The organism is Paenibacillus sp. IHBB 3054 (genome assembly GCF_051594305.1).
Classification (GTDB): domain Bacteria; phylum Bacillota; class Bacilli; order Paenibacillales; family Paenibacillaceae; genus Paenibacillus_AQ.
The window spans coordinates 14,586-41,116 of sequence record NZ_JBOFBG010000050.1 but is presented as its reverse complement, the minus strand read 5'-3'; the positions used below and the strand labels follow the sequence as shown (position 1 = coordinate 41,116).

At 46.8% G+C, this 26,531-nt stretch carries 20 protein-coding genes and 2 pseudogenes; 3 read left to right on the top strand and 19 right to left on the bottom strand.

The window, feature by feature from the left end; translation table 11 throughout:
- Positions 1–34 precede the first annotated feature (34 nt).
- Both ACQ76X_RS32240 and ACQ76X_RS32235 read right to left on the bottom strand, forming a co-directional pair.
- Positions 35–1,426 carry a DHA2 family efflux MFS transporter permease subunit gene (locus tag ACQ76X_RS32240; protein ID WP_438497851.1) on the bottom strand — a complete coding sequence of 464 codons (1,392 nt, stop codon included), beginning with the start codon at positions 1,424–1,426 and terminating at the stop codon, positions 35–37.
- 25 nt (positions 1,427–1,451) lie between these two features.
- Positions 1,452–1,616: a thioredoxin family protein gene (locus ACQ76X_RS32235; protein ID WP_438497863.1), complete on the bottom strand. Its 165-nt coding sequence runs from the start codon at positions 1,614–1,616 to the stop codon at positions 1,452–1,454.
- A 331-nt stretch (positions 1,617–1,947) separates the two neighbouring features.
- On the opposite strand from ACQ76X_RS32235, the gene ACQ76X_RS32230 reads away from it, so the two are divergent.
- Positions 1,948–2,223 (top strand): hypothetical protein, encoded by a 276-nt coding sequence (locus ACQ76X_RS32230; protein ID WP_438497849.1) that lies wholly within the window; start codon positions 1,948–1,950, stop codon positions 2,221–2,223.
- Between the two features lie 44 nt (positions 2,224–2,267).
- On the opposite strand, the gene ACQ76X_RS32225 is transcribed toward ACQ76X_RS32230, so the two are convergent.
- The 10 genes and pseudogenes from ACQ76X_RS32225 to ACQ76X_RS32180 form a co-directional block, all read right to left on the bottom strand.
- Positions 2,268–3,923, bottom strand: a complete 1,656-nt coding sequence (locus ACQ76X_RS32225; protein ID WP_438497848.1) for a DUF6138 family protein — start codon at positions 3,921–3,923, stop codon at positions 2,268–2,270.
- Positions 3,924–4,189: 266 nt separating this feature from the next.
- Positions 4,190–4,612, bottom strand: a complete 423-nt coding sequence (locus ACQ76X_RS32220) for a chemotaxis protein CheW (RefSeq protein WP_076112872.1) — start codon at positions 4,610–4,612, stop codon at positions 4,190–4,192.
- 225 nt (positions 4,613–4,837) lie between these two features.
- Entirely contained in the window at positions 4,838–5,380 is a 543-nt protein-coding gene (locus ACQ76X_RS32215; protein ID WP_438497847.1) for a GNAT family N-acetyltransferase, read from the bottom strand.
- 75 nt (positions 5,381–5,455) lie between these two features.
- Complete coding sequence (locus tag ACQ76X_RS32210) at positions 5,456–6,946, bottom strand: caspase family protein (RefSeq protein WP_438497845.1); 1,491 nt, start codon at positions 6,944–6,946, stop codon at positions 5,456–5,458.
- A gap of 261 nt (positions 6,947–7,207) precedes the next feature.
- Positions 7,208–7,821 (bottom strand): annotated as a pseudogene (locus tag ACQ76X_RS32205) (SDR family NAD(P)-dependent oxidoreductase); the annotation flags it as partial.
- A pseudogene (locus ACQ76X_RS32200) lies at positions 7,808–8,029 on the bottom strand (AraC family transcriptional regulator); the annotation flags it as partial. The pseudogenes ACQ76X_RS32205 and ACQ76X_RS32200, both read right to left, overlap by 14 nt.
- A gap of 33 nt (positions 8,030–8,062) precedes the next feature.
- The gene (locus ACQ76X_RS32195; RefSeq protein ID WP_438497843.1) at positions 8,063–8,677 is read right to left on the bottom strand and encodes a 4Fe-4S single cluster domain-containing protein; all 615 of its coding nucleotides are present in this window, start codon (positions 8,675–8,677) and stop codon (positions 8,063–8,065) included.
- The gene (locus tag ACQ76X_RS32190) at positions 8,674–8,868 is read right to left on the bottom strand and encodes a DUF2997 domain-containing protein (RefSeq protein WP_438497841.1); all 195 of its coding nucleotides are present in this window, start codon (positions 8,866–8,868) and stop codon (positions 8,674–8,676) included. Before ACQ76X_RS32190 ends, ACQ76X_RS32195 begins: the two co-directional genes overlap by 4 nt.
- Before the next feature lies 1 nt (position 8,869).
- The gene (locus ACQ76X_RS32185; protein ID WP_438497840.1) at positions 8,870–9,271 is read right to left on the bottom strand and encodes a DUF1257 domain-containing protein; all 402 of its coding nucleotides are present in this window, start codon (positions 9,269–9,271) and stop codon (positions 8,870–8,872) included.
- Positions 9,272–9,290: 19 nt separating this feature from the next.
- Entirely contained in the window at positions 9,291–10,679 is a 1,389-nt protein-coding gene (locus ACQ76X_RS32180) for an AAA family ATPase (protein ID WP_438497839.1), read from the bottom strand.
- A 31-nt stretch (positions 10,680–10,710) separates the two neighbouring features.
- On the opposite strand from ACQ76X_RS32180, the gene ACQ76X_RS32175 reads away from it, so the two are divergent.
- The gene (locus tag ACQ76X_RS32175) at positions 10,711–12,009 is read left to right on the top strand and encodes an ankyrin repeat domain-containing protein (RefSeq protein ID WP_438497837.1); all 1,299 of its coding nucleotides are present in this window, start codon (positions 10,711–10,713) and stop codon (positions 12,007–12,009) included.
- Positions 12,010–12,124: 115 nt separating this feature from the next.
- Here the strand turns inward: ACQ76X_RS32175 and ACQ76X_RS32170 are convergent, their stop codons facing one another.
- The 6 genes from ACQ76X_RS32170 to ACQ76X_RS32145 all read right to left on the bottom strand — a co-directional run bounded on the left by ACQ76X_RS32170 (position 12,125) and on the right by ACQ76X_RS32145 (position 21,987).
- Complete coding sequence (locus tag ACQ76X_RS32170) at positions 12,125–14,776, bottom strand: endo-beta-N-acetylglucosaminidase (protein ID WP_438497836.1); 2,652 nt, start codon at positions 14,774–14,776, stop codon at positions 12,125–12,127.
- A gap of 55 nt (positions 14,777–14,831) precedes the next feature.
- Positions 14,832–16,364: an ABC transporter substrate-binding protein gene (locus ACQ76X_RS32165; protein ID WP_438497835.1), complete on the bottom strand. Its 1,533-nt coding sequence runs from the start codon at positions 16,362–16,364 to the stop codon at positions 14,832–14,834.
- A gap of 70 nt (positions 16,365–16,434) precedes the next feature.
- Positions 16,435–17,385: a carbohydrate ABC transporter permease gene (locus ACQ76X_RS32160; RefSeq protein ID WP_438497834.1), complete on the bottom strand. Its 951-nt coding sequence runs from the start codon at positions 17,383–17,385 to the stop codon at positions 16,435–16,437.
- Between the two features lie 25 nt (positions 17,386–17,410).
- Positions 17,411–18,340 (bottom strand): ABC transporter permease, encoded by a 930-nt coding sequence (locus ACQ76X_RS32155; RefSeq protein WP_038592086.1) that lies wholly within the window; start codon positions 18,338–18,340, stop codon positions 17,411–17,413.
- Positions 18,341–18,593: 253 nt separating this feature from the next.
- Positions 18,594–20,156 carry a response regulator transcription factor gene (locus ACQ76X_RS32150; RefSeq protein WP_438497833.1) on the bottom strand — a complete coding sequence of 521 codons (1,563 nt, stop codon included), beginning with the start codon at positions 20,154–20,156 and terminating at the stop codon, positions 18,594–18,596.
- Positions 20,157–20,160: 4 nt separating this feature from the next.
- Positions 20,161–21,987, bottom strand: a complete 1,827-nt coding sequence (locus ACQ76X_RS32145; protein ID WP_438497832.1) for a sensor histidine kinase — start codon at positions 21,985–21,987, stop codon at positions 20,161–20,163.
- 231 nt (positions 21,988–22,218) lie between these two features.
- On the opposite strand from ACQ76X_RS32145, the gene ACQ76X_RS32140 reads away from it, so the two are divergent.
- Complete coding sequence (locus ACQ76X_RS32140; RefSeq protein ID WP_438497831.1) at positions 22,219–25,362, top strand: alpha-mannosidase; 3,144 nt, start codon at positions 22,219–22,221, stop codon at positions 25,360–25,362.
- A gap of 84 nt (positions 25,363–25,446) precedes the next feature.
- Here ACQ76X_RS32140 and ACQ76X_RS32135 read toward each other — a convergent pair whose 3' ends face one another.
- The gene (locus ACQ76X_RS32135; protein WP_438497829.1) at positions 25,447–26,415 is read right to left on the bottom strand and encodes an alpha/beta hydrolase; all 969 of its coding nucleotides are present in this window, start codon (positions 26,413–26,415) and stop codon (positions 25,447–25,449) included.
- Positions 26,416–26,531: the final 116 nt, after the last annotated feature.

The following is a 26,531-nucleotide window of genomic DNA, read 5'->3' as shown; positions in this document are numbered from 1 at the left end:
TCTCCTAAAACTAACACAGGATAGATTTAAGAAATCAAATATTAGCAGGTTTGAGCTTTCTCGCTTCTTGCAGATAAAAAGACAAGTATAATCCTAATCCGGCAAGAGCCGTCAACGTCCAAAATGCAATGTGGACCCCTTGGAGCATATCCAGCGGAAAGGATAAGGAACTGGCACTCGCAGTTGAAGTCATTATCGTTATAAGCAAGGCGCCTCCTATTGAACCGCTGAGCGAGCGCAGCGTGATCGTCATTGGAGAAGCATGAGCAACCATGGTGTTTGGGATACTTGCCATGGCATAGGCCGTAATTGGAGCCATTACTGTCCCTACTCCAAACATAAGCAAGGCATACATTATAACCAGTAGATTAAAGGACGTCTCTGTTGATAACGTGAGGGCAAGAGCCAATGCCATGATCAGAATGAGCAGAAATCCTCCCTGGGTTACGCGGCTAACCCCAAACCGGTCATATAGTCTGCCTGAGATCAGACCAGAGACACCAATCAGCAATGCGCCCGGCAACAGCATAAGCCCGGACTCCCCAGGTGTTAAGCCTCTTATCGTCTGTGCATACAGAGGAAGAAGGAGTTCAACCCCCACCATCACCGCAAACAAGATCACCCCCACAATGGAAGAACGGGTAAAGGAGCGGTGCCGAAACAGCTTGAAATCGAGCAAAGGTGCCGTGAGCTTGAGCTGTCTTTTAATAAACAGCGCCACGATCAGGAATCCGGCCAGAAGGATGACCCCAGCGACAGCGGGATTTCCCTTTTCTTCCCCGACAATGCTAAATCCGTACAAAATACCAGCGAATCCGAGTGAAGAATAGATAATGGACCTGGTGTCGAGCTTGGTCTGATGAGTCTCTCCTACGTTCCGCAGTGTGAAATGCGCTAAGAATAAATTGGCGGCTGCAAGCGGCGCCACAGCGTAAAACAACAGTCTCCATGAATGGTTCTGAACCACGAACCCAGACAGAGTGGGCCCAAGCGCCGGAGCCAGCCCCAGGACCAAACCGACTACCCCCATCGCTGCACCGATTTTCTCCTTCGGAAAGACTCTGAGTATCGTCGTCTGAAACAGCGGGAACAGCAGGCCCGCACCGATGCCTTGAACCAAACGCCCCGTCAGGACTAGCGGGAAACCCCAGGCGATCCCGGCAATCAGTGTTCCTGCTGTGAACGCTACGACAGAGGCCATGAACAAGGCCCTAGTGGTAAACTTTCCGATCAAAAATCCGGCAACAGGAACAGTTATACCTATCATCAGGTAATACACTGTAATCAGCCACTGCGCTTGATTCTCATGAATTGCAAGATCCTGCATGACACGCGGCAACGCCGTATTTAACATCGTTTGCATCAATTGGGCTAGAAAATTGGCAACCACCAGGGAGGCAACAATAATGCTGGGTTTATTAGTCAAGCTATCTTCACCGCTTTCAGAAGTACTATTCGGATGCAGCGAGCTGCTGCGAGACGTGTATGGATAACATCCCCACCTCTTGTTGCCGAGGTTGTCCATCCTTGAGTATGAGGGTGGCCGGAATGCTCATCACACGGTATTTCCCATCCGTATTCGGGCTGTCATCCACATTGACCTTCAATACAGTTATCCCTTTCGATTGAATGAGTTATGAATCATCCTTTCAAGATTAATAAAATACATTATAGATACAATATATCTATAATTAAGATAAATATATAGACTTCGCATATCCACAATATATCTAATCAATTATTTTGTCAATCTGATTTTCACTTATTCCTGTGCTTGTACTTATAAAACAAAAAGATCCGTTAACTGCTTCAAGAGCAGTTAACGGATCTTTGATTGTAAATGATGCGGTCGAGAGGACTCGAATCTCCACGATATTGCTACGATCCTCACCCACTTTAATGTAGAATATAGTTAAGGCTTCAATTTAATCGTTGATGGAGGTAGGAATGATGAAATTACGGATCAAGTATATAAGTTTGAGTGCCATACTATTTACTACTGTCTTCTTCTTTGGAAAGTCGGATACGCTCAATGAACAAATTGTAGAATCACCAATAGTAGACAACGTTAGCTCGGAATTAGTTTCTGATTCCCACCTTCCAACTTCAGATCGGAATCTGATTGAAGTTCCGGTGGTTGACGAAGACAAGGGTCTCGTTCAGCTGATTCCAATTTATAAGAATGAAGATACTCCCCAAATTAAACTTTTGCCATCCAAATAAGCTAACGCTTATTTAGAAAATACTTCGCAGGATGATCGCCAAGGCTAACCGCGGCGGGTGGCTTGTGCCAGCTCGGAAAGCCATTTTCCCCGATCCCCTTCGGCTTTGGCGGCTATCTTCTTCAGTTTGTCCGTTCCGCCCCAGATCAAATAAACGATATGCTCCACCTCATAGTACTGAAGACCGTGTGCTTGATCGAGCAGCAGCCGGAGATGAGCCTCATCTTCCATATCAGTTTGGATCTTCAGCTTCATCGAATCCGTGCTATGCAGCATGCATTTCACCAACGTAGGAATTGTCTCCAAGTGAATGCCATGCCGTTCGGCCAACGCGACTGTGAAGTGATTCTGAACGGACTGGTGTTCTTCGTCAACCATCCCCATGTATTGTTCTACTAATGGAAAATAAACCCGATTCGTGAGTCCAAGGCCGAAGACCGCATAACTGCCCGGCATGCAATTTTTTTCGCCTTCCGTATCCGCATACCATTCGAATGGTTCCATCGCCACCCGGGCGTACTCCTCCAGCAAGGGGTGCAAATTCGGATATTCCAGGGCGTTGGCAAAGAATCGGTGCGTGCTCGACTTGGCCAATCCTTTCATCGGCAGCCATTGCTTGACGCTTGATTTCAGCTTGATTTGATAGCTTTTCGGGAAGCCCAGGCTTAGCAAGTGAGTCAGAAACCGGAGTGCCCGCGCGTAGCTCTCCTCCGTTTCTTGCTTAATGGCTATGGTCACCTCGGCAAACACATCGTTGGCCGTGCACTCCGCCAGTTCATCGCGAAAGCTGACGTCCTCCTTGGAGAACGTTCCACTGCCTTCCTTTGTCAGACGTTTTGCCTGGGCGCTTCCCAATTCGATAGCGCAATTCAAAATGGCCAGCCCCACACTTCTACTATAGGAAGGTTCGTATTTAAGAATCAGGATTGCAGCATAGAGGGCCAGCTCGATCGCACCTTGCTCCGTATTTTCCAGCCGGGCATCGCTTCTTTTCTTATATTCTTTCTGCCACTGTGTCCCTATATTATCGAAATAACAGGGCAACCAATGACTCTCTACCCAATTCCTCAAAGCCCCGGTAACATTATTCCGATGCTCAGCAAGATGCTTGTTCCCTTTATTCACTTGTTGAATGTTCTCGAAAATAGAAATGATTACACCGGGATCTGTGTCAGGGAACAGTCCCTCGTCCAACAGGTGTCTGGAAAGGAAAAATGTCTCCAAAGGTTTGGTCGGATACTTTCCCGCTTCGAGCTTATCCGCAATATAGATGGAGATTCGTTCCAGCAATTGTTGCTTCTTCGTCTCGTCAACGAATTCGAGAATACGAATGTTGACTCCGCCCTCCCGCGTCCGAAACTTGCCGTCAAAAGTAAATTGATAATCGATTAACGCCGAAGGCAGCGCATTCAATTTATGCTGCATATAAGAAGCAAGCTCAGGAACGAACTGCTCTCGCACTTGTTCCTCGCTCAGCAACTCGCCGGGGATGGCCTTACCTCCAGGCAAAGTGAGATTGAGCTCATCATCCGTCACGTCAACCCTGCCCTTGGCATATTCGAGCAGAGCATGACCGTGAATTCCCACCTGCAGCTTGGTACGTTTTATGATTTTTTCTGCGTCCTTATTGCTAATATAGGCTATCCAATTGTCAATCTCCTGTTTCATTTCGTCCAGAATCGTTTCTAACGTGGAATCCATTTCCATAACGTGCTCCTTTATTTAGTGCTGTTATAAGTTACTTTCTATCATAGCCTCTCCTCCTAAGCAGAACAATTAGGCGCGAGACCCAGTTATATGCTGGGTTCCTATAAATTGATCGGCAACAGGTTTTGAAGCCAGCGTGGTTGGAGGTCCCGTATACGAAGAAAAGACGTCCCTTAACTGCTTAGGACGTCCAAAATGAAATAAATAGTCTACTTAATTTGATCTTTCCCTTACTTCAGCAGAAAATTGTATGAATATCGTTACTCACTTGCCTTAAGAAGTGTTGAATCAATGAGTGCTTGGACATTTAAGACCGAAATCATACGATTCTTGGATTCATACCTACACTCGATCACTTGCTTATTGGGATTATCAGGTGGTTCATGAACCACAGAATCAGCAGCGGAGGCAATGTCTTCAACAGAATCAACAACAAAAGCTAATTTATGTGTATGCAAGATGATGAACTTGTCTTGTTCACGGCGTTCCTGACGAGAAATATTCAGCTTTATTCTCAGGTTAATGACAGTGTAGAGTTCTCCGTAAATAGTTGCGAATCCTTCGTGCCAAGGTTCGGCGAATAGAAGCGGTGTGGATTTTTTAGAATCTTGGATTTCCCCGATAGTATTGATATCGAGTCCAAAGTCTTCATTTCCGAGTTTGAATACAATGATTTGATCCATAAATTAGCCAGCTCCTTCTGATGTCAAATAAGCTCTTTGTTGTTTATAATAGTCAAACAAATGTATCACACTTTGAATAAAGTCTTTCTATTTACTTTCGGAAGGAAGTGACGAAGATATGATACGATAATTTTTTTATTTATAATGGATTGTTGAAAAAAACCTTGAAAGGCACAAAGCCAATCAAGGTCGATTATATAATTGTTCAAGTTAGCTGCGTAATGTCTAGCTGCGCTCTGAGGGATTGATAATGGCCAGAACTTGATGATCCTCCCATACCCCATTGATCTTTACATTGCTTTGAGCGATGCCTTCTTTGTGGAACCCGGCATTCTCAAGCACGCGCATGGATCCGGGATTCCGGGGAGAGGCTTCCCCTGTGATCCGGTGAAACTTCAGCTCCTCGAAGGCATAGCGCACCACCTGCTTCACAGCCTCCGTCATATAGCCCTTGCCGTTATAATCCTGGTCCAGGCAGTATCCGATCATGCAGCACTGAAGCGGGCCCCGCACTACAAAGGACAGCCCTACGTTGCCAATAATCCGGTCGTCCTCCTTGTGGCATACTATGAAGTCATATTTCCGGTCCTCCGCTCTGTCGGCCTTACTCTTCTTAATCATTTGGAGCTGCTGCTCCTCTGTATAGAACTCATCCGGGTTGGTTGGTGAGAACTTCTCAAAAAACTCCCGATTGCGCTTGAACATTGCTGTCAATTGTTCGGCGTCCGCTTCCTCCGTGAACCGGACGTACACTCGCTGATCTAACATTTGCACCATCTCCATATTCTAAAAATTTTGATAATCACGAACTTGGCCGTTGATTTTCGCTCTTTCAGGAAGGTCTTATCTCTGGGATTCCCCCCTGTAAATCACTCTCTCATTAGCAATATAATCAGAAAAACTCATGCTCCCTGATATTACATTTCTATCATAGACAATCAGAATACTTTCTTCTGGTAAATTTTCAAGTATTGCAGATACAGCAGAACGAGTTTTGCTCATGGCCATATGCTGTCTTTCAATATAATAGTAGTATTTTTTACAAACTCCAATTGGCATAATGATATCTTTAGATGTATATTTCCTAAACCCGATACTTTCCACTTCAACCACACATATCCCTTTGATAAAAAAAGCATGTTTATCACCGAAATTAAATGTAATTATATTATTGTCTTTTTTATATGCATATTCGATTGTCAAGTCTTTTTGATATTTATTAATATAATCATTTACAAACTTTAAACCATTTTCATTTGCACTTTTTGACATGGTAATACTATCAAACATATTTCCTTTAATATTTAAAACAATTTTTTGTGATGAGATGTTAATGTTAATATCGTTAGATTTTTCATGTTCAAAACCATTCATAATCAACTCACTAATTGCGCATTTGGTATCCGCCCACAAAGCATCAGAAATTCTAATCTTCATATTCTTCTCAATTTTATTAAATAAGTCTTCTTCTTCTCTTATTTGTATTACGCTGTAATTGTCAAGATCACTATCATCTTTGAATATCATTGCATCATAAATTCCCAAGACAATATCCCCATTAGAATTCATTGAAAGATTTGGCCTTTGTCTCACTTCCCGATCCTCTCTGCCCACTTTCCTGACACGATCAAAAATATAATCGTACATCCCTTGGACAGTTAGATAGCCATTTATCAAACTTTCCGTTTTCCCCTCTAATGCATCAATTAGAAAAGTGGTAAACAAACTATATTGATCATTATTAGGAGATATCTCATACGAAGGTTCATCTTTCCCACTTGAAGTAATTAAAGTTAAAGAATGAGACTCTTCCATGTAGTCTTTAATATTCTTGAAATTATAATCTCCTATTCCTTTTCTTCCCGAATCCACAACACCACTAAAACATGCATCGATGATAACCAGCTTATGTCTACAATTACACTTATCAATAATTTCTATGATTTTCTTTATTTCTATTAACTCTTCTTCCGTTGCACTAATTGAATCGGAGGGGACAATAAAATTCTTGTCGTTGATTCTATGTCCATGTCCGCTGAAATAGAGAACAATATTTTCGTCATAAGATGTGCTTTTTGAGATTGTTTCAATTTCCTCCAGAATGTTTGCTTTTGTTGCTTCGTCGTTCTTTCCATCTGAAATAAGTAGTTTACTATTGGAAACGTCTAAATTTAAATTCAATACATTTTCAAACGTTTTGAATACAGCAGTAGCATCCCCACATGCCCTTTTTAGATCTCCGAAATTAATATCACTGTAACTATTAACCCCTATCGCTAATAGATTCTTTTTACCCATTATTTTATTTAGTATGTTTCTTTGTTTATTTAGCATAATTATTCCCCTGTTTTTTATTTGCGAACTTCGTAAAAAAGTCCATCTTTAGAGTATTCGCGAAAATACAGAACTATCCTGCTTGTTAAACAACCCAAAAATTCTTACTCCCGTGCGATAAGTGAAATGTTTCTTGAAAGACGTGGAGTTTTGAATTACTTGGAGATATGAAAATATTAAATATCGGTTTTATAAAATTGAAAAAGACGCATGAACTACCCATTAAGAGCAAGCTCATGCACCTAGCAATAATAATAAAGGTTAGAAAATCGTCGGCACCATTCCCCCATCCATTCGGATTGGAGAACCCTTAAACGCGGAGGCATCTGGACTGCATACAAACGCGGCTAGTCTGCCTATCTCGTGCAGCCTGATAAAACGCTGGATTTCAGATTGAGGCAGGTTTTTGGCCATGAATTTCTTCTCTTTTTCCGCAAAAGTAATCTCTTCATTGGGGTAAATGCTATCAATGATTTGATGGACATTCTCGGAGACGTGGGTCCCGGCATAATCGTGTTGACGGTAACTTCCGTTCTATCGTTAGTTTAGATAAAATTTTGGACAAGGATAATATCATCGATTTGGTCATGCAATACTGAGGCATTTGGCCGGAAATCATGATGGCTTCTTCGCTCGCAATAAAGATAATGCGGCCATAATCGTTTTTACATCTTAGTAAGATAAAATTTAGAACATCTGTTTGCGACGAGAACATTCGTACGGAAGTATTTCTCCCATACCTCATCGTCAACATCCTCTTATCGCATGATTTCGTAAATACCCATATTGTTTTCTAAAACATCCACACTGGGGTACTTCTTGAATAAAGCTTCACGTTGATTAATATCCACGATATCAACTTTCGCCTTCCCCGGTAATCTGTAAGCTCACAGGATAACACAACTGCTTGTACCGGGCCATTCGGTTAAGTGCATCTCGATAGTCGCGAGCATGGTACGTCGCCATGACGGACGGCGGATAATGCGCTGTATCAAACGCAGTAGAAGGCTTGATGATTCCTTGGGAGATATCTAAGACGAGATCAGAGTATACCTGTCAGATCGCAAAATATTGGGCGACCGTGGCTCCTGCAGGTCGTTTAGTTCATTATTCGTCTTATTTTATTTGCCGAAAAACCTTTCGTAACGCCCTGCTTGGAAACCCTGCCAACGTAGCTGTGCCATCTTGCAGGAAAGTTAGCTCTGTCCGGCGAACCTGCAGATCCTCCATCCGATAACGGTCCGTCAAAAGGTGGATTACCTGATTATTACTCCCTCGCAGACCTATATCAGCTGACTGGTCTGCCTCATAGCGGCCGTCGATCAGCACATCGATATACTCCATAATACTATTCCCTTTCGGCAACTTGGAAATTTCCTCTTGGGTATACCCGCTGAACACGATGATGGAATATCCATGTTGACGTAGCTTCTTGAGCAGTAGCAGCAAGCCATCCTGTTGTTGAAAAGGCTCCCCGCCGCTTACGGTTATGCCTTCCACGTCATTTGGAATACTCTTGCAGATCTCATCAATGTTCATTTTGATACCGATTCCTGGTTGGTGAGAAGCCGGATTAAAACACCCAATGCAAGCGAGGGTACAACCCTGCATATGTATGACCGAACGCAACCCCGGGCCGTTCACCAGGGAGTAAGGAGTGACACTAGTATGAAGCAGGAGCTGAATTTCGGTGTCCTGAACTGATTCATTAAATGGTGATCTACTATTCATAAAAGTTTTTCGTACTTGTTCATAGTTCCATGCTTCGCAGAATAAAATTCCGGCTTTCGCTGTTTTTTCGTTATCTGTCCTAATGCAAGCTCGAATGGCCGGGTCGCGGCGTCGCATTCAGTACCCTTATAGTTCTGAGCCTCGATCGAAACGGAACCGTCGGGTCCGACCGTTATGATAATCTGCTTCATTTCACAGCTCCCCTCCTCCGCCTGATACTGCTTGAGTTAACACCACTTTCACCGACCCGTCGGGCATGGATTGGCTGGTTACCGAATAACCCAATTTGCGGGCCTCCATAGTGGCTAGAACTACACCGTATGTTTGCAGAAGGCGGCCTCCACCCTCACCGATTTCTTTGGCCACATTTCCCTGATACCAGTCGGTGATAATCCCGTAGTGGCCGTCCTGCTGCTTATTCAAAACAACGTCATACGGTCCTTTGCATTTGATGACATAATCTCCGTTAATCGTTCGTCCCCCATAGCCCCGCGCCTGGCCTTCTTGCACAAGTTCTAATCCGAGTTCCCGGCACGCCATACGGACCGCCTCGATATTTTTAATGATTGTCTGCAAAGTTGTGAAATGTGACACCAGTTCCTCCTAACTCCGCTTAAATAAATAAGCGTCTTTTATTATCGTCGCCGTTTATCTCTATCATGCTAGATGAGGCTGGACGCGCATTCGCCATGCCCCATTCCCGGATACGCTCGACATGCGACTTCATGATTTGCGAAAGTGGTTTGGTTGCCCGATATGCTTCCAAGATGTCACCCGTCTGCAAATCGCGATGTTCACTGAAAGCTCGATAGAGCCCGGACACGATTGCCTGCTCAATCTCGGCTCCACCAAAACCGTCGCTTTCCCGGGCAAGCTGTCCCAGATCGAAAGCGTCCGGATTCCGCCTGCGTTTTTTCAGATGAATGCGAAGAATATCCTTTCGTTCTAGCTCGTTGGGCAGATCTACATAAAACAGTTCATCGAACCGCCCTTTCCGCAACATTTCAGGGGGCAGGGCGTTCACGTTATTCGCCGTGGCGAATACAAAAACGGGCCGCGATTTTTCTTGCATCCATGTGAGGAAGGTTCCAAGTACACGCGCCGTTACACCGGAATCTGAGGAGCCCGATGTCTGCAGTCCGGCCATCCCTTTCTCCAGTTCATCGATCCATAAAATGCAAGGCGATATCGTCTCGGCCAAATTCAGCGCCCGTCTCATCTGCTCCTCGGACTGCCCTACAAGGCTTCCGAATACCTTCCCGATATCGAAGCGCAGCAGTGGCAAGTTCCAAGCGCTCGAAATAGCTTTGGCTGAAAGAGATTTGCCGCTGCCGGGCACGCCTACAACCAGAACTCCTTTTGGGTTTGGCAAACCGAAGGCTTGAGCTTCCTCGGAAAAAGCCCGCTTTCTCTCAGACAGCCATGTTTTGAGCAAATCCAGACCGCCGATTTCTTCCGTTGTAAGCTCTGCCGGTATGAACTCGAGCAGCCCCGACTTTCGTATGACATTTGATTTTTCAAGCTGGACGTTGCGAATCGCGTCGGTCGAAAAGCTTTTGTAGCGCACAAGTGACAGAGCGAAAACATTTTCCGCCTCCGCGCAAGTGAGGCCCAGTGCATTTTCCAACAGTGCCTTGCGATCATCTATCTGAATAGATTGAGGAACGGATTCTAGAACACTGTCCAGTACTGAGGATAACTCATCTATTTTGGGTAGAGAAATATCGATTAGTGTAATTTCTTTTTCAATTTCTGGGGGAAGGTCTACGCGACAGGAGAGAAACACAAGATGGCGGCCGCAGCTTTTGGCGATCGTGATAAGATCCATAATCTTTTGCAGCACTTCGGGACTCCCCAGATAGAAATGAAAGCTGAGAAACACGTAGAGACTCGAATCCTCGCCGTCCCTCACCGCATTAAGCGCTTCTACAGGGTCTGTTACTTCCAGCCGTTTCCCCGTATCTTTGCTTATCCAGCCTTCGGTAATTGACCACACTTTCATTTTAAGGGACTGATCTCGGGCTGAGGGCATCATGGCGATACTCACGATTGAAGATTTTAACCGTCAAGCGGCCGGGGACTTACTACGAATTACCCGAAGCGAAACGTTTCAGAGAATTTTTGTCCGTCAAAACAGTAATTTAACCCAAAGCGAGTTCGAGCAACTCGTCGAAGAATTTACGGGTCACCTCAATTGTAGCATAGCTCAAGGTGAAGCTTTTCTTGTGCTAATGCTTCATTATCTGGGCATCAAATACGAGTCTAACCCGGCAACAGTCCAGCCCGTGTCTTCGCCAGCTACAGCTCCACAAGGCATCATCACAAAGCGTGAATTTTCAAAGGATGAGAAGCGGGCCTTTCTTGAGGCAGTCAAGCAGGCAAAAGTTGAAACCGTAGCCTCCTTCGTGCAGCAGGGCTATGACCTGGAAACGAAGCACCGCAACAAAAAAAACGCCCTCTTGGTGGCCGCCTCCGAAAACAAAGCGGCTCTTGTCGAATATCTAATCAGCGCGGGCGCCGATGTCAATGCGGAAGATTCGGAAAATGAAACAGCCTTAAGTTACTCGATCATCAACCGTAATGAGAAACTCATCGAGCTAATTTTGCCGAAATCCAACGTTCGCTCTCTGGACATTGCACTGTATGCCTGCAACCGGAACGATGCAGATCCGGCTTTAGTACGCAAAATTGTGGAAGCGGGGGGTGACCCTTACTCTCAAAAGGTATGGATTCCTTCTCCCATCATGCAGGCTGTCAATACGGGGAAAGTTGGGATTCTGGATACATATATCACTATTTTAAAAGCAAACGGACGTCCCACGGAGCTCGGTAATCTCATGGAAGAACTCCTCAAATGGTACCCGAAAAATGCGATTTATCATCTGCTGATCAGACATGGAGCAGAGAAAACTTATCAAGATGGCACGGGGCGGAACTTGATCAGTCTTGCCATAACGTACAATGATATTATGTTGGAAGACATCACTTCCTTGGATACATATGCGGAGCAGGAACGCCTGGCGATGATCACTCTTCTTGCGCAGGAAGGCATTGATATAAATCAGGGCGATTATATGGGGAGAACCCCGCTTCATTACGCTATTGGCGAAAACAATCCGACGATCACTTCACTCTTGCTGAAATTGGGGGCGAATCCCAATCAGCAAGATGTCTATCAAAAATCGCCGCTGCAGTATACCACAGAAAAACGATACAAAGAACTGGTAACCATTTTGTCCCGCGCCGGCGGGAATACGGCGCAAGAAATTGCACAAGATGCTGACGCTGGTAATATAGCCCCGGCCAGTGTCGGCCGGAAGATTTCTTTTTGAAGCCAATTCTCTTCGGAATGAAGTGATCCAATAGACAATGCAAATAAACCGTACGCCTTATGAAGGGCGTGCGGTTTATTTGCTTCATTATAAGGATGATATTTTAAGTGTAATATTACAGTCCCTTAACTTCAAACTCATAGATTCGCGCGGCTGTATCGGCACCCTGCGAGGGCTTAGTAATGATTAATTTTACATAGCGGGCTTTAACTAGCGCAATCGCGTCAGTCGTCTCGGCTTCCGTGTTTCCTTGGACCTTGACGGCATCGGCCCAGTTCGTACCGTCGCTGCTCACCTGAATGGTATAATCGCTGGTATTAAACCCGGACCATTCTCCTCCGCTCTCAGCATGCTTGATGACAAAGGTACTGATTTGATGCTCGGCGCCCAGATCGACTTGAAGCCAGTGAGGCAGATTGCCAAGTGCGCACCATTTGCTGTTGTCCGTCACTTTACCATCTACGGCATTAGGCGCTCCTTCCTTTTCCCCGCAGGCATGATCGGCTGTTGCAGTTTTGCCTAGTGCCAGATTCTTCACCGCACCGGCTTCCTTGCTTACGGTGATGAGCGCCTTTTTCGTCATTGTGTCTTGGCCCGAGCTGTTGGTTGCAGTCAGTGTCACGCTATACACGCCTTCCTGATTGAACATTACCACCGGGTTCTTCGAGGTACTGACAGCCGGGCTTCCGCTTTCGAAGGTCCATGACCATCCTTCTGTCACTTCGGTCGACAGGTCGGTGAAGTTTACGCTCTCACCTGGAGCCACCAGCGTCCGATCGGCCTTGAACTCCGCAGCCGGCTTCGGATAAGCCGGCCAGCTGATCTTCACGCTGGAGGCCTGACCTTGCTCGTATCTTCCATTGACCGCAACGACCTTCAATACCGTGACTGCTTCCTTGTCTATTCTTCTCATCTCAGGGACGTAAAACACATGATTCGGCGTTGCACCCATTAGCACCTCATTGCCATCCGGCAGTACACGATAGATTTCGTACTGCTTCACCTGCTGATCGAGCGGGTTCCACTGCAATCTGGCATCTCCATAGATTCCATTGCGGAAATCGGATTGAGTGGCTTTAAGCTCGCGAACCGCCGGGAGCGGTTGAATCGGGTCGTTGGCATTTTGGATGGAGAGCTGGCCAATTTGTATGGCATAATCACTTATCGTATCCTTGGTGTCAAAATACAGTGACAACGCCACGATCTTTTTCCCTTTATAAGGGGTCAAATTCAATGTTTCTGTAGTCCAGCCTGGTGATGTCTTATCCTTCACGTTAAGGAAGACAAATTGGCCGGGATGGTCTGCGAAAGCAAGGCCAACCTTCAGGCTCGGCTTGCTCTGCGTTTTGTACGTAACCGATAGCTTCGTACTTGCTTCGACTTTCAGATCTGTCTTGTAGAGCTTCAGTTGTGTCGCATTGTTATGGCTCAGCACACCTGATACCTTCAGCGAGCTGCCGCCGTAATACGCATCGGACCAATCGAGTACCGGTGTAAGCGGTGTTCCTTTGCTGTCTGCGATCCAGCGCCATGTCGGCAGGACATCCTGCAGGCTCCGGTTGTTCCATCCCTTATCCCGCACCTGCTTCCCTCGAACATAATATTTCTGTCCGCTTCCAGTGTTGAAGCTGGTGATGAAGGGCAGCTCATTTACCGGGGATGCTTCGACAACATCGTTCGCGATTCCTTTCCAGGCCTGGCTGCTCGCGGTATTACCCGGATTTCCGTTTGGACCCACCCAGAATTTGTTCTCGCGGATGAAGAAATCCTCCATACTCTCTGCGCTGTTAAAAGCCCAGTCCGGGCGGTAAATACCCAGAGAAGTGACTGCAGGCACTCCTTCCGGGAACAGCAGATTCCAGTTCACCTTCGTATCGTAACCCTTGGCTTCAACATCAATGCCTGCATACAGGTCAAACGGACTTCTGCCCAAGCTTTTGGCCTTCTCTGCCGAGCTTTTAAGATCCTTCCACCAGAAGTTCAGGAACATGCTGTCTGTTATTTGCTTCCCATTGTCCTGCAGGAACATCGCATTTTTGTCATTTAGTGCATTCTGCCAACTGATACTGCCTTCTTTGGTCATGGAATCGTACCATACGATGTGCATAGATGTAGACTTGTGCGATTCAAGATAACTCAGGAAAGCTTTCATTTTCTGTGCATCAGCCGGCGTTCCACCCTCGGTCTCCTGGTTAATAAACCAGCCGTCAAATCCGTAATGCTTCGCAACCTGGATCAGCTTGTCAGCGCCAGGAAAGGAGCCGTCGCTGTTCTGCTGAAGCATCTGCTTCACCCATTCATATTTCCCGCCATACACCGTTGGCGGGAAAAACACCGTTCCGATGATCGGCACGCCATTCTTATGAGCTGCGTCGATCGTATCGGCGCTTGGAGGCACGATGATCCCTTCGCCGGCCGAGCCGCCCCAATAGACCAGTTTATCAACATATTGCCAATAGGTAAACGTGTTTGCCCCGAATTTGTCCGAGCCCTGTGAGGGTACTCCACTTGTTCCCGAATTGAGTGCCGATAAAGCCATAACCTTCGGCGCTTTAGTCGCATGCGAGTTGACCCCTGCTCCCACAAAGCGGTCCTGCAGCGGGACTGTACTGCGGTTGAATGCCGCATCCGGGTCGGATGCCGGACTCCACTGAAGCAATTGTTCTGGAAACCAATAGGATGAATAAGGCTGTTTTGCAAACGCAGAAGTGGATAATGCAGCGCACATCATAACTAAGAAGATAAAACCTGCACCTATCTTTTTCATGCCATCCTCCTCCAATTGATCAATCTGTGTTGTGAATAGTAGATTAATGCCAGCCTTATTTATTGGCTGCTTTCCACTCGTCGTATTGCTTCTGTGCTTCTGCTATGACTTTGTCCAGCCCGGCTGCCTTCATCTTGGAGATTGCCTTCGGCAGATGTTCATCCGGGTCGACTGCACCTGTCATGATAGGTGGATAGAATTCTTTTACGATCGCCGAGATGGATGCTACTTCGGTCTTTACTGGATCGGGGTTGAAGTTGAAGCCGAAGCTTGGAGCAACCTTGGCGGAATTGTTGAACTCCTTGAACGCTTCCCATTTATCCGCAGGGTCTTCCTTGTGGCTGTAGGTCAGGAAAAGATTGCCTAGTGCAAATCCCGGCATCTGGTACCCGTCTTTCATGGCCGGCAGATCTTCAATGACGTCTTCAGAGATCTTCTTATAATGCGTGCCTTCGATACCGTAGTTGATCAGATTGCGCAAATATTTGTCCGTATTGAGCAGGTTCAAGAACATCATCGCACGTTCCGGATTTTTGGAATTCGCCGAGATTGCGTGCATAGAACCGGTTGCAGAGCCTGTAAAGATAACCGGATCCTGCATCGGTGAGGTCACAATGTCATAGCCCGCACTTCTCGACCAGCCCAATTCTGCATAAGGCTGCGTTTGCTCGCGGTCAGCAAACCATTTGCCTGTCTTGATGTTATCAATGCCTTCCAGAGTTGCAACATCTTTGCGCAGATATCCGGCTTGATAGTATTTGCGAATGGTTTTGAGCGAGCTTTTCAGTTCGTCGGATTCAAGGATATTGACGTATTTGCCATCCGTTGAATTCATATTCATACCAACCGGAAACTCATCGCCCAGGAGGAAGTCGAACGGCATATAAGGCTTGAAGCCTTTTGGTACGGCCAGTGGTGTAATGTCAGCCGGCTCGCCTTCCTTGATTTGTTTCAAATAAGGTTCGAGATCCTCTAGGGTGCGGATTTTTGTAATATCCATCTTGTACTTGTCGACATACTGTTTGTTAAAACGCCATACCCATTGCGAAGCCAGTTCCTTGTTCACCGGCACGGCATAATTTTTACCATTCACCTGCGATCCAGTCAGGAAACGCGGGTCGAGCTCTTTTATGATATCCTGACCGTATTTTTCCAGCAAATCATTGATTGGCAAAAACGCACCCCGAGTCGCGTTCGGCAGGTAGTCAAAAGCCCAGGATGAGGTGAAAGCGATATCGTAATTCTCCCCGGAAGCAGTGATAACCGGTAACCGTTTCGAGTAGTCGCCCCAGTCAATCATTGTGATGTCGACGGTTGCGTTGATTTTGTCCGTCAAATATTTATTCATTTCCTCTTGAATCTTAGGCAGGTCACGCTGTGGACCACCGATCAGGTATACCTTGAGCTTCACCGGGTCCAGCTTATCCCCGGTCTGGTCGCCGGATTCCGTTGGACTAGCCGATTGGGTCTCGGACGGCGTATTCCCATTACTGTTCTCCTTCGTGTTGTTGCTGCCACAGCCAGCCAACATGGAAGCAAGTGCAAACAGAAACACAACCATTAGCAATACAATTTTCTTGGACTTCATATGTCTCCCCCTAATCAATATAAATATCTATTGTTACTGCCCTGGTTCGGGCAGCTACAACTTATCCAACTTATTCTTTAACCGAACCAATCGTAAGTCCTTGGATAAAATACTTTTGAAAAAACGGATACGCCAGCGCGATTGGCAGCGTAGCCAGCACAACCATCGCCATACGGACCGTTTCTGTCGGCAAGGTCGCAGCAATGTCGTAAGATACTACCTGGCTGCTGTTCTGTACGATGAAGTCCATATTGTTCTGAATCCGGATTAAAAGTGTTTGCAGTGGAATTAAATTTGGATTATCAATATACAGAAGCGCATTGAACCAGTCATTCCAGAAGCCAAGTGTACTGAAAAGCCCGATAGTCGCAATACCCGGCAGCGAGATGGGCAGCACAATACGTGTGTAGATGCCAAATTCGGTTGCTCCGTCGATCTTGGCCGATTCGATGATCGCATCCGGCACAGTCGTCGTAAAGAAGGTGCGCATGACGATAATATAGAATGCGTTTAGAATGGATGGGAATATCAGCGCCCAGATGGAATCCCGCAAATGAAGTACTTGCGTAACGACGATATATCCCGGGACCAGTCCCCCGGAGAACAGCATGGTGAAGAAAGCGAGAAAGCTGAAGAACCGGCGCTGCTCAAAGTTCTTACGTGAAATTGCGTACGCATATGTAGAAACGAGATACAGCGTCAGAACTGTTCCAATGACTGTCACGGCCAGAGTCACGCCCAAGGATTGGACCATTTGTTCACCGGACCGCATCAGAAACCGGTAGGCGTCCAGACTGAGCACCTTGGGCAGGATACTGAATCCGTCGATGGCCAACGTCTTCTCATCCGTAAAGGAAATGATAATGATAAAAATAAACGGGAAGATACAGGATAGGGCGAATAAGCACACCCCCACATTAAATATAAAATTCCATAATGGACTAATCGCATTGATGTCCCTGGTCTTCTTCCTGGGAGCATAGAGCAACGTTCTCTCCATAGATTCGTTTAAGTCATTCATTGCAGGCACCCCCTTGCCGATTTTTTTAGAATACGGCATAATCCTTTTCAATTTTGCGTACAGCGTAATTCGCGAGCAGAACGAGAATCAAACCGACAACGGATTGATAAAGGCCCGTAGCCGTACTCATACCTGTATCACCCATGATCGTCAATCCTCGATACACGAATGTGTCGATAACGTTGGTGACCGGATACAGTGCACCGGAATCCCGCGGAACCTGGTAGAATAAGCCGAAATCCGAGCGGAAGATGCCGCCGAGTGCCAGAACTGTCAAAATGATCATCAGCGGCCTCAGCATCGGCAGTGTAATAAACTTGATCTGATTCCATTTGGTAGCGCCGTCGATCATTGCTGCCTCATAATAAGAGCGGTCAATGCCGGCGATTGCTGCAAGATAGACGACGCTCCCGTATCCGGCATTTTTCCAGAGACCCAGAAAGATAAGAAAATACGGCCAAAATTTCGTCTCGCTGTACCAACTTACCGGGTCTTCGCCAAAGAAGACAAGGAGCTGATTGAACACGCCCTTTTCTACATTGAGGAACGAGAATACAAAATAGCTAATAATAACCCATGAGAGGAAATACGGCATAAACATCGCGGTTTGGTAAAATTTCGCCAGCCGTTTATTTAACAGCTCATTCATAATGATGGCAAGCGTAACCGCGAGAACCAGTCCAAGCATGATCAAACCGACGTTATAAAGAATCGTATTGCGCGTTATGATATAAGCGTCATCAGTTGAGAACAGAAACTCGAAGTTTTTGAAACCGACCCACTCGCTCTTTAAAACGCTTTCAAGAAATCCTCCCGGATGAATCCGGAAATCCTTAAAGGCAATAATCGTCCCAAACATCGGCAAATATGCAAAAATAATAAACCACGCTGCTCCCGGCAATACCAGCAGAAGAAACGCCCTATTCTTCATCAGTTTCTTCAAGATGCCTAGCACGGCTGTCCCTCCTTTTATTCACTTGTAGCTGAGTTCATCCACTGTTCATCCCCTATAATCAACAATGGTAAACTTCAGCTCACTTGGTGTATTGGATCTTCCCGTTCACCCCTGTCTTTATTATGAAAGCCGGGCAGCCGCCGAGATAGTTGAAAAATACAATAAAATGATGGATTAATTAAAGATAGCGCATTCATTTCACAAAAAAACACACCTCTGCAAGGTGTGTTTTTTAGAACCGGCAGGTCACGGCCTACTTTTTCATATACATCGAACGCAGCTCTGTCGGGGAAACGCCGGCATATTTTTTGAACTGTCTGTAAAAGTAAGATGTATCCCAATAGCCTACCTCCGTTGCCACCTCCGCCGTCTTTTTGTCCGAGTACAGCAGCAGATGAGTGGCACGTTCGATCCGGTACTGATTTACATAATCGGAAAAGCTGGTGCCTGCCTCCTGTTGAAACAACTGCCCCAGATAGTTGGGATGAAGGTCCAGTTTCTGGCTGAGCGTCTTCAGCGAAAGCTCCTCTTTGTAGGTGTTTTTTACGAAATCCAGTACAGCCATCACATGCGGGCTATAGTCCCTTTCAGTCGCATGGTATGTATCAAGTGTTTGATGGATCACCCTTTTCACCAGCCGCTTCAGCCCGCTGCGAGTATGAATTCTGGATAAGGGACCGAATACGCCTCCGTAATCCGGAGTCTTTTCCAAAGTCTTGGCCGCCAGCATAAGCTGGATTGCGGAGTTGAAGAATGGTGTTCTTGCCGAGTGCCCATCCTCTGCCTGAACATCAAAAAAGTCGTCGATGAACCGGTCAACCTCAACACTTTTCCCGTCCCGGAGCAACTTATGGAATTGATCCATAGCGGGTTCCCTTTGCTCATATGCAGGATCGGCTTCTCTTCCGTTGTCCTGTGTCACTATGAAAGTCTCTGAATCGCCAAACAAATGATTCTGAAGCCACAGCTTCACTTGTTTGCAGCTTTGCGGAAACCCCAGATAGGATTGCTCGGACTGCCCTTTCACGCCCCATACACAGGCGCCTGTATCAGACGCGATCCACTGCTTCATCCCGCGAAGCGCATGATATTGCCATTCTTCTTCTTCCATGCCGGTTGAAGCGAACAGCACGATGATATCCCCTTCCTGATCAGGGAAGCAGATGATCTCACAGCCGTGTGGCAATTGGTTTCTACCTATGATTTCACACTGCTCGGCAATTACGGGTCTGTAAAACTGCGGATCATCCATCTCGTGATCATGATCAGTTACGATTCGCAGCGCAGCAGCGCTGTAATTTGACTTGGTCAGGGGGATTTCCAGCAGCTGCGCGCGCTCCCGGAACTCTTTGGCATCAATGGTTTCGTTAGCCCACCGCTGCAATATATTATTTCTCAGAATCCTCCAGCTCTGATCCATTTGGATTTGTCTGATTTCCTCGCGCTCCCAATCATGCTGCATATGCTTAATCGTCGCTTCCAATTCGTCGATATTGACCGGCTTGAGCAAATAGTTCTCGACACCCAGCGTAATGCCTTCCCGCACATAATTGAATTCCTCGTAACCGCTCAGAATGATGAACTTAGTTAGGGGATTACGTACTTTGACCTCACGGATCAGCTCAAGTCCTGTCATCTGGGGCATCATGATGTCCGTGATAACCAGATCTACGGATAAGCCGTCCAGCTTTGCTAGCGCTTCCACCCCATTGCGCGCTGTATCTGCAATCTGCATATGATTCGCATTCCAATCGATGATGGACTGCATTCCTTCGACAATGAGTGGCTCGTCATCCACCAGCAATACGTTCCTCATTCGGTTAGTCCTCCCTTGTGAATGGAATTTCGATGATAACCTCACAGCCTTTGTCCTGCTCACTGATCACCCTTATTCCAAACTCGCTGCCATAATTCAAACGAATGCGTTCATGTACATTTTTTAGACCCAGGGAATCACTGGATAGCGAAGGTGCTCCCCCCTCACTTTGCAGCGTCTTGCGCAGCTCTATCAATTTCTCTTGCGCAATGCCTTTTCCGTTATCCTTCACACGAATAATGATGTGTCTCTCCTGTTCTGCAGCCGTTATGGAAATCCGGTTATCGTCGTCATTCGCCCGAAAGCCGTGAACGATGTAATTTTCGATAATCGGCTGAATCAGCAGCTTAACCACGATGCTTCCGGCGACCGGCATCTCGATGTTCGTTTCCACCTGCAGCTTGTTCTCGTACCGGTATTGGATCAAGGCCAAATACATCCCGCACAGCTCGATTTCTTCGGCCAAAGTGACATGTGTTTGTTTTTTGATCAAATGTCTGAACATTGTGGCGAGAATATAGATCATTTGACCGACATCCCTGGCCCCTGAACTAATGGCCTTCATGCGTATACTCTCGAGCGTATTGTACAGGAAATGCGGATTGATCTGCGCCTGCAGAGCCACGAGCTGTGCGTTCTTCTGCTTGATCTCCGAGATGTAGACGGTCTGGATATAGGACTCCAGCCGGTCACACATATAGTTAAAGCTTTGCGAGATCTGCTGCAGTTCGTCCTCCCCCTCCATTTTGATCCGCTTGCTCAAATCGCCATCCTGCCAGCGCCGCATGTAGACGACAATTCTGTGGATTTTTTTGGAGTAGCGGCGGATAACGGTGAACGTCACTGAGATGCTGATAATGATGCATAAGATCACGATCCCTGTGAGGCTAAAACGTAAGGTTTGAAGGCTCTGTACGATTTGAGACTCCGGAATGATGGCAGCAGCGACCATCCCGGTATTCCCGATATTCAGCAATTGTACTTTGGAGCGTTCCTCCAGATTCACCCAATCCCCCGGCTTAGTCATCTGCTTCCAATACGGATAGACGGTATTATCGTAACGCCCCTGCGAGTCAAAAATCACTTGCCCCTGCGATGTGATCAGCATTATCCGACTGCTCGTATTGTTCAATTTTTCACGCAGCAGCCCTTTAATACGGCCTGTATTGAGTTCGAACAGGATGGCACCGTATTCCTTCAGCGTCACAGGGTCCTTGAGCACATTCACGTAGCTGTAAGGTGTTGATTCCCCGGCGGCTTTTCCCTCGAACAGCGGCTCGTTGCCCATATACTGCCAAGGCTGATTCCGGAACCGATCGTACCAGTCCTGATGTGCGGCGGATAACGTCGGTTGATCGTAAAAATGCTGCGTTTCCCGGTTCAGAAGGTAATAAAAGTCCTGGTCCGAGCTGTACAGCACGATGTTCGAGATGGATGCTTCCTCCTTCAGCAGCAGGCGTAAATGATAATCAAAGCTGTTACGCTCCGTCCGGTAGCTGTTTGCATATTGATTCAGACGCCACTTGAGGAAGTTCTCATACTCATGAGTCAAGAAATACTTCAGATCATCTCCAATCATCGCATCCGTATAAATCTGCTGAACTGCGCCATACATCCGTTCGTTCTGCTGATTCAGACTGATGCTGATGATGTCTAGTTCCTGAAGACTCGCATCCATCTGCTCCCTTACGAGCCGCTGCTCATAATAACGGTAAGCCAGAATTGAGACACTAATAAACAAGAGAACCATGACCATGGAGTAGAATAGGAGGATCTTGTTAAACATTTTTTTCTTCAGATGATTTTGATAAAAGGTCCGGATCTTGGACATTCGCGCCTGACCGCCTCCTTCGGAGCCAATTTTCAACTCAGTGTATCACCGTTCGTTAAATTTGCGCAATAAATAGAACATGCAGTGCCTTCCCCTCAACTTTCAATTGTCAAAAGGAAAAGAAACCGCTATAATGAGCGCATTCCCCTATGCTATTCACTTTTTATCCCAATTTGGAACTTTCCCTATAAATCATTCACCCTCCGATAATATGAACTGGGGGTCCACACGATGTTTCTTACCGAAAACAAATTACAGGCACGTATTCATGAATTATCCGCACTCCGTTACCGAGACCGGAAGACCCTGAGCGTATTTCTTGCTTGTGAAGACCGCCGGGAAGATATAAATCCTACGGTGCCCGGTGCCGAAGCCAATTGGCAGCCAATGCACATTAACGAGACCTGGACTGGCCGGGATCTCTATTTGTGGCTGCGTACAGATGCTGAAATCCCTGTATCCTGGGAAAATAAGCGAATCGTCGGCTTGTTTGATTTCGGCGATACCGGGGGCGGTAATAACTCCGGATTTGAATCCCTTTTCTATTGGGAAGGCAAGCCTTTTCAAGGCGTCGATTCCAATCATAAGGAAGTATTTCTTCCTGCTTCGGCGGCAGGCCACTCAGCTGAGCTGCTCTTCCGGTTATGGTCCGGCCTTGAAGGAGGCGGACAACCGCGCAATCAGACCCATACCTTCAAACAGGCGGAGCTGTGCTGGCTGGATGAGAAAATGGACGATCTTGTGTTCACCGGGACGGCCATTCTCGAAACCGTAAAAATCCTGGATCCAAATGCGCCGGAGCGGACGAAGCTGCTGCAGGCGCTGCAGCAATCCTTACGTATGATCGACTGGGCAGACTCCGAATCAGAGGCGTTTTTCATCTCTGTCTACGAAGCCAGAGACAATCTTAGTGCCTGCCTGGAAGCCATGGACAAACTATCCGATGTGACCGTCACCTGTATTGGCCATACCCATATTGACGTTGCCTGGTTGTGGCGGCTTAAGCATACTCGCGAGAAATGTGCGCGGTCCTTCTCTACGGTGATGCGGCTGATGGAGATGTTCCCGGAGTATGTTTTCCTGCAGACACAGCCCCAGCTATACGAATATGTGAAAGAAGACTACCCGGAGCTGTATGAATCCATCAAGGAGCGCATTGCAGAAGGACGCTGGGAAGCCGGCGGTGGCATGTGGCTTGAAGCGGACTGCAATCTGACCTCGGGCGAATCGCTGGTTCGGCAATTGCTGATCGGTACACGCTTCCTGAAGGAGGAGTTCGGATCGGAGTGCAGGTACTTATGGTTGCCGGATGTGTTCGGCTACAGCTGGTCCCTGCCGCAAATTTTGAAAAAATCGGGCATTCATACGTTCATGACCACGAAAATCAGCTGGAACCAATATAACCGGATGCCCTTCGATACGTTCCATTGGCGCGGCATTGACGGCTCCGAGGTATTGACCCATTTCATCACAACACCTGAACCGTGGTCTGAGCCGGGTTCATGGTTCTACACCTATAACGGGAAGATCATCCCCAAGACGGTCAAAGGAATATGGGATGCCTACCGCGACAAGGAGATGAATCAGGAACTGCTGCTGTCCTATGGTTATGGCGACGGCGGTGGCGGCGTGAACCGCGAAATGCTCGAGATGCGCCGGCGGCTGGATCAATTGCCTGGGCTACCAAAGGTGACCACCGGACGTGCAGATGCCTATTTCGAAAAGCTGCAGCAGACGGTGGCGGATACCGGTTCATACATCCATACCTGGGACGGCGAATTGTATCTGGAGTATCACCGCGGGACATATACCAGCCAAGCGTATAACAAACAGATGAACCGTAAACTCGAACTGGCCTATCGTGAAGCCGAGTGGCTGAATGCACTGCAATGCATTTTGCAGGAAGACTGGAATCTGTATCAAGCCAAACCGCTGACCTCAGGATGGAAAATTATTCTGCGCAACCAGTTCCATGACATCATTCCAGGCTCCTCCATCCGTGAGGTGTACGAAGACAGTACAGTCGAATACGAGGAAGCGTGGCAGATCGGCAGTCAAGTCGACACACAAGCCCGGACTGCGATCGCAGCAGGGAAAACGGCAGGCAGTTTCTCGGTGTGGAATTCCTCACCATGGAGTATTACGGAGCTAGTCGCTATTCCCGCTTCTACGGGGATGGAGCAGGGATATTGGTTAAGCGATGCAGGGCTACGCTTGAATGCACAGCTGGATACAGGCATTTGGTATATTGAAGTGCAAGATATTCCTTCGCTCGGGTATACAACCATTCATTTCCATGGCGAAGCTGAATCTATCAGTTCGGAGTTGTCTCCATTCAGCCATACAGAACGTGGAATCGAAACCCCTTTTTATCAATTGGCGTGGAACGAAGCCGGGCAGTTGACCCGCATTTACGATAAAGCAGCACGACGGGAAGTACTGGCCAAGGGCGCTAACGGCAATCTATTGCAGGTGTTTGAGGATAAACCTCTGGCACATGAAGCTTGGGATATTGATATCTTCTATCAGGAAAAAATGACTGAGATTCGAGATTGTTCAGCAATCGAAGTGATGGAGACCGGTCCGCTTCGGGCCGTCATCCGGTTCAATTGGCAGTACCGTAATTCCACAATTACGCAGAACCTGATCGTCTATGCCGGGAATCGGCGCATCGACTATGTGACCGAAGTGGATTGGCACGAGAAGCAGCAATTGCTAAAGGTGGCTTTCCCGGTCGGCATCCGATCTACTGAGGCAACCTATGACATTCAGTTCGGCAACGTGAAACGGCCGACACATTGGAATACGAGCTGGGATTGGGCGCGCTTCGAGTCTGTCGGGCATCAATGGGCAGATCTGTCCGACAAGGGTTATGGTGTCAGCCTGTTGAACGACTCCAAGTACGGGTATGATATTAAAAACAATGTCCTGCGGCTGACGTTGATCAAAAGCGCTACACATCCTGATCCGCATGCCGATCAGGGGCTGCATCGCTTCACCTATGCCCTTCTACCGCATCAAGGGGATTGGCTGACCGGTCAGACCGTCAAGCAAGCCTGGTTCCTGAATGCCCCGATTCGCTATACGAAGGGACATGCAGAGCAGCCAAGCCGCTCCATGTTCGCCTTGTCCGGCGATACGGCTATGATCTCTGCTGTCAAAAAAGCAGAGGATTCGGACTGCCTCATCGTGCGTATTCACGATTACTCCGGAAGCTCCAACATGCTGGAGCTGACGAGCAGCCTGCAGATTCATGGATGGAGAGAAACGAACTTGATGGAACAACCAGATGGCGAAATGCATAACAATGCTGGCATCTGCTTCATCCTTGAACCTTATGAGATTAAAACCTTTGAAATCGACCTGCGATGCTAACTGTCAGGTAACGATGGCTTCCCTCTAAAGCACAAAACAAGGCGACCTCAAGTGAGGCCGCCTTGTTTTGTATATAATAATTGCTTACTTCATGAACTCCCTGAAGTCTTCAACGATTTCTTTGGATTTGGTATGGTGTAAATAATGCTCTGCTTCAAGTTTTATGACTTTTCCACGTACAGAATCTTTAGCCTGCGCTTCATGCAGTGGTATCCAGCCTTCAACAGATTTATTATCCGCTTGGATAAACAAAAGAACGGGAAGATTTTTTGGGAACTTCAACTGTTGAGCCAATTTAAAATTAGAAGAAATATTTTTCATTTCATTTAAAGTAGTGTCATTATTATTGTTTTTATTTGCAATCATTTTCGATTGCTCAACGGTGTGATCATCAAATGCTAACGAAGCATAGGGGTCCTCCCCTACTTTTTTGATCAATCTTAAGAGACCTGATTTATTGAGGAATTTAAACGTTTTTAATGGGAATCCAGCATCCATTCCGCCTTGGGTTGGCACACTGCTATCGATTCCGATAAATGCATTTACTTCGTTTGGATATTTGTTAACATAATTCAATCCGTAAATACCTGCAATGGAATGGCCCATTAGCGTGAACCGGTCAATATTGAGCTGCTGCAAAGCTTCATGGACTTCAGTTACCATATTGTCTGCGGTCCGCTCCTTATCGGTTTCATCACTTAATCCATAGCCGAACGGCTCAACCACGACAACTTTGTAGAACGGAGATAGTTCATCTACCAGCAGCTTAAAATCAAGTGCTGGAGCTGCTGTTCCAAAACCCGGCAGGAGCACGACTGTTTCTTCGCCTTCCCCTTGGATCAGCACATTCATATGTTTTCCGTCTACAGATACTAACTGGCCATAGGGTTCTATTTTACCTTGCTCCACCTTGTTGCAAACCAGATTAACAATAAAAACAATGGCTAGAAAAAGTACCATTAATCCTGCTAAAGCTCCTATAGATTTAAGGATTATGCGAAGTGGTTTGCGCATCCTTTTTTTTGTCCCCTCTTCTTGTCGTTTCACACTCATCTTCTCCTGTCCTTATCTGTGTATTGGACTGCCTTAAGCGGGCCGTTATTGCAAAGTTTACATGACAAACATGTACTCCTTGTAACGGCAATATGAACGGAGTATGAACAAACAAA

What these genes read in the sequence shown, in the direction of transcription:
- ACQ76X_RS32165 (WP_438497835.1), bottom strand. Translation starts at nt 16,364, where the DNA reads ATGAAGTCCAAGAAAATTGTATTGCTAATGGTTGTGTTTCTGTTTGCA.
- ACQ76X_RS32145 (WP_438497832.1), bottom strand. Translation starts at nt 21,987, where the DNA reads ATGTCCAAGATCCGGACCTTTTATCAAAATCATCTGAAGAAAAAAATG.
- ACQ76X_RS32215 (WP_438497847.1), bottom strand. Translation starts at nt 5,380, where the DNA reads ATGTTAGATCAGCGAGTGTACGTCCGGTTCACGGAGGAAGCGGACGCC.
- ACQ76X_RS32220 (WP_076112872.1), bottom strand. Translation starts at nt 4,612, where the DNA reads ATGGATCAAATCATTGTATTCAAACTCGGAAATGAAGACTTTGGACTC.
- ACQ76X_RS32140 (WP_438497831.1), top strand. Translation starts at nt 22,219, where the DNA reads ATGTTTCTTACCGAAAACAAATTACAGGCACGTATTCATGAATTATCC.
- ACQ76X_RS32170 (WP_438497836.1), bottom strand. Translation starts at nt 14,776, where the DNA reads ATGAAAAAGATAGGTGCAGGTTTTATCTTCTTAGTTATGATGTGCGCT.
- ACQ76X_RS32225 (WP_438497848.1), bottom strand. Translation starts at nt 3,923, where the DNA reads ATGGATTCCACGTTAGAAACGATTCTGGACGAAATGAAACAGGAGATT.
- ACQ76X_RS32190 (WP_438497841.1), bottom strand. Translation starts at nt 8,868, where the DNA reads ATGAAGCAGATTATCATAACGGTCGGACCCGACGGTTCCGTTTCGATC.
- ACQ76X_RS32150 (WP_438497833.1), bottom strand. Translation starts at nt 20,156, where the DNA reads ATGAGGAACGTATTGCTGGTGGATGACGAGCCACTCATTGTCGAAGGA.
- ACQ76X_RS32230 (WP_438497849.1), top strand. Translation starts at nt 1,948, where the DNA reads ATGATGAAATTACGGATCAAGTATATAAGTTTGAGTGCCATACTATTT.
- ACQ76X_RS32195 (WP_438497843.1), bottom strand. Translation starts at nt 8,677, where the DNA reads ATGAATAGTAGATCACCATTTAATGAATCAGTTCAGGACACCGAAATT.
- ACQ76X_RS32135 (WP_438497829.1), bottom strand. Translation starts at nt 26,415, where the DNA reads ATGAGTGTGAAACGACAAGAAGAGGGGACAAAAAAAAGGATGCGCAAA.
- ACQ76X_RS32180 (WP_438497839.1), bottom strand. Translation starts at nt 10,679, where the DNA reads ATGAAAGTGTGGTCAATTACCGAAGGCTGGATAAGCAAAGATACGGGG.
- ACQ76X_RS32160 (WP_438497834.1), bottom strand. Translation starts at nt 17,385, where the DNA reads ATGAATGACTTAAACGAATCTATGGAGAGAACGTTGCTCTATGCTCCC.
- ACQ76X_RS32175 (WP_438497837.1), top strand. Translation starts at nt 10,711, where the DNA reads ATGGCGATACTCACGATTGAAGATTTTAACCGTCAAGCGGCCGGGGAC.
- ACQ76X_RS32210 (WP_438497845.1), bottom strand. Translation starts at nt 6,946, where the DNA reads ATGCTAAATAAACAAAGAAACATACTAAATAAAATAATGGGTAAAAAG.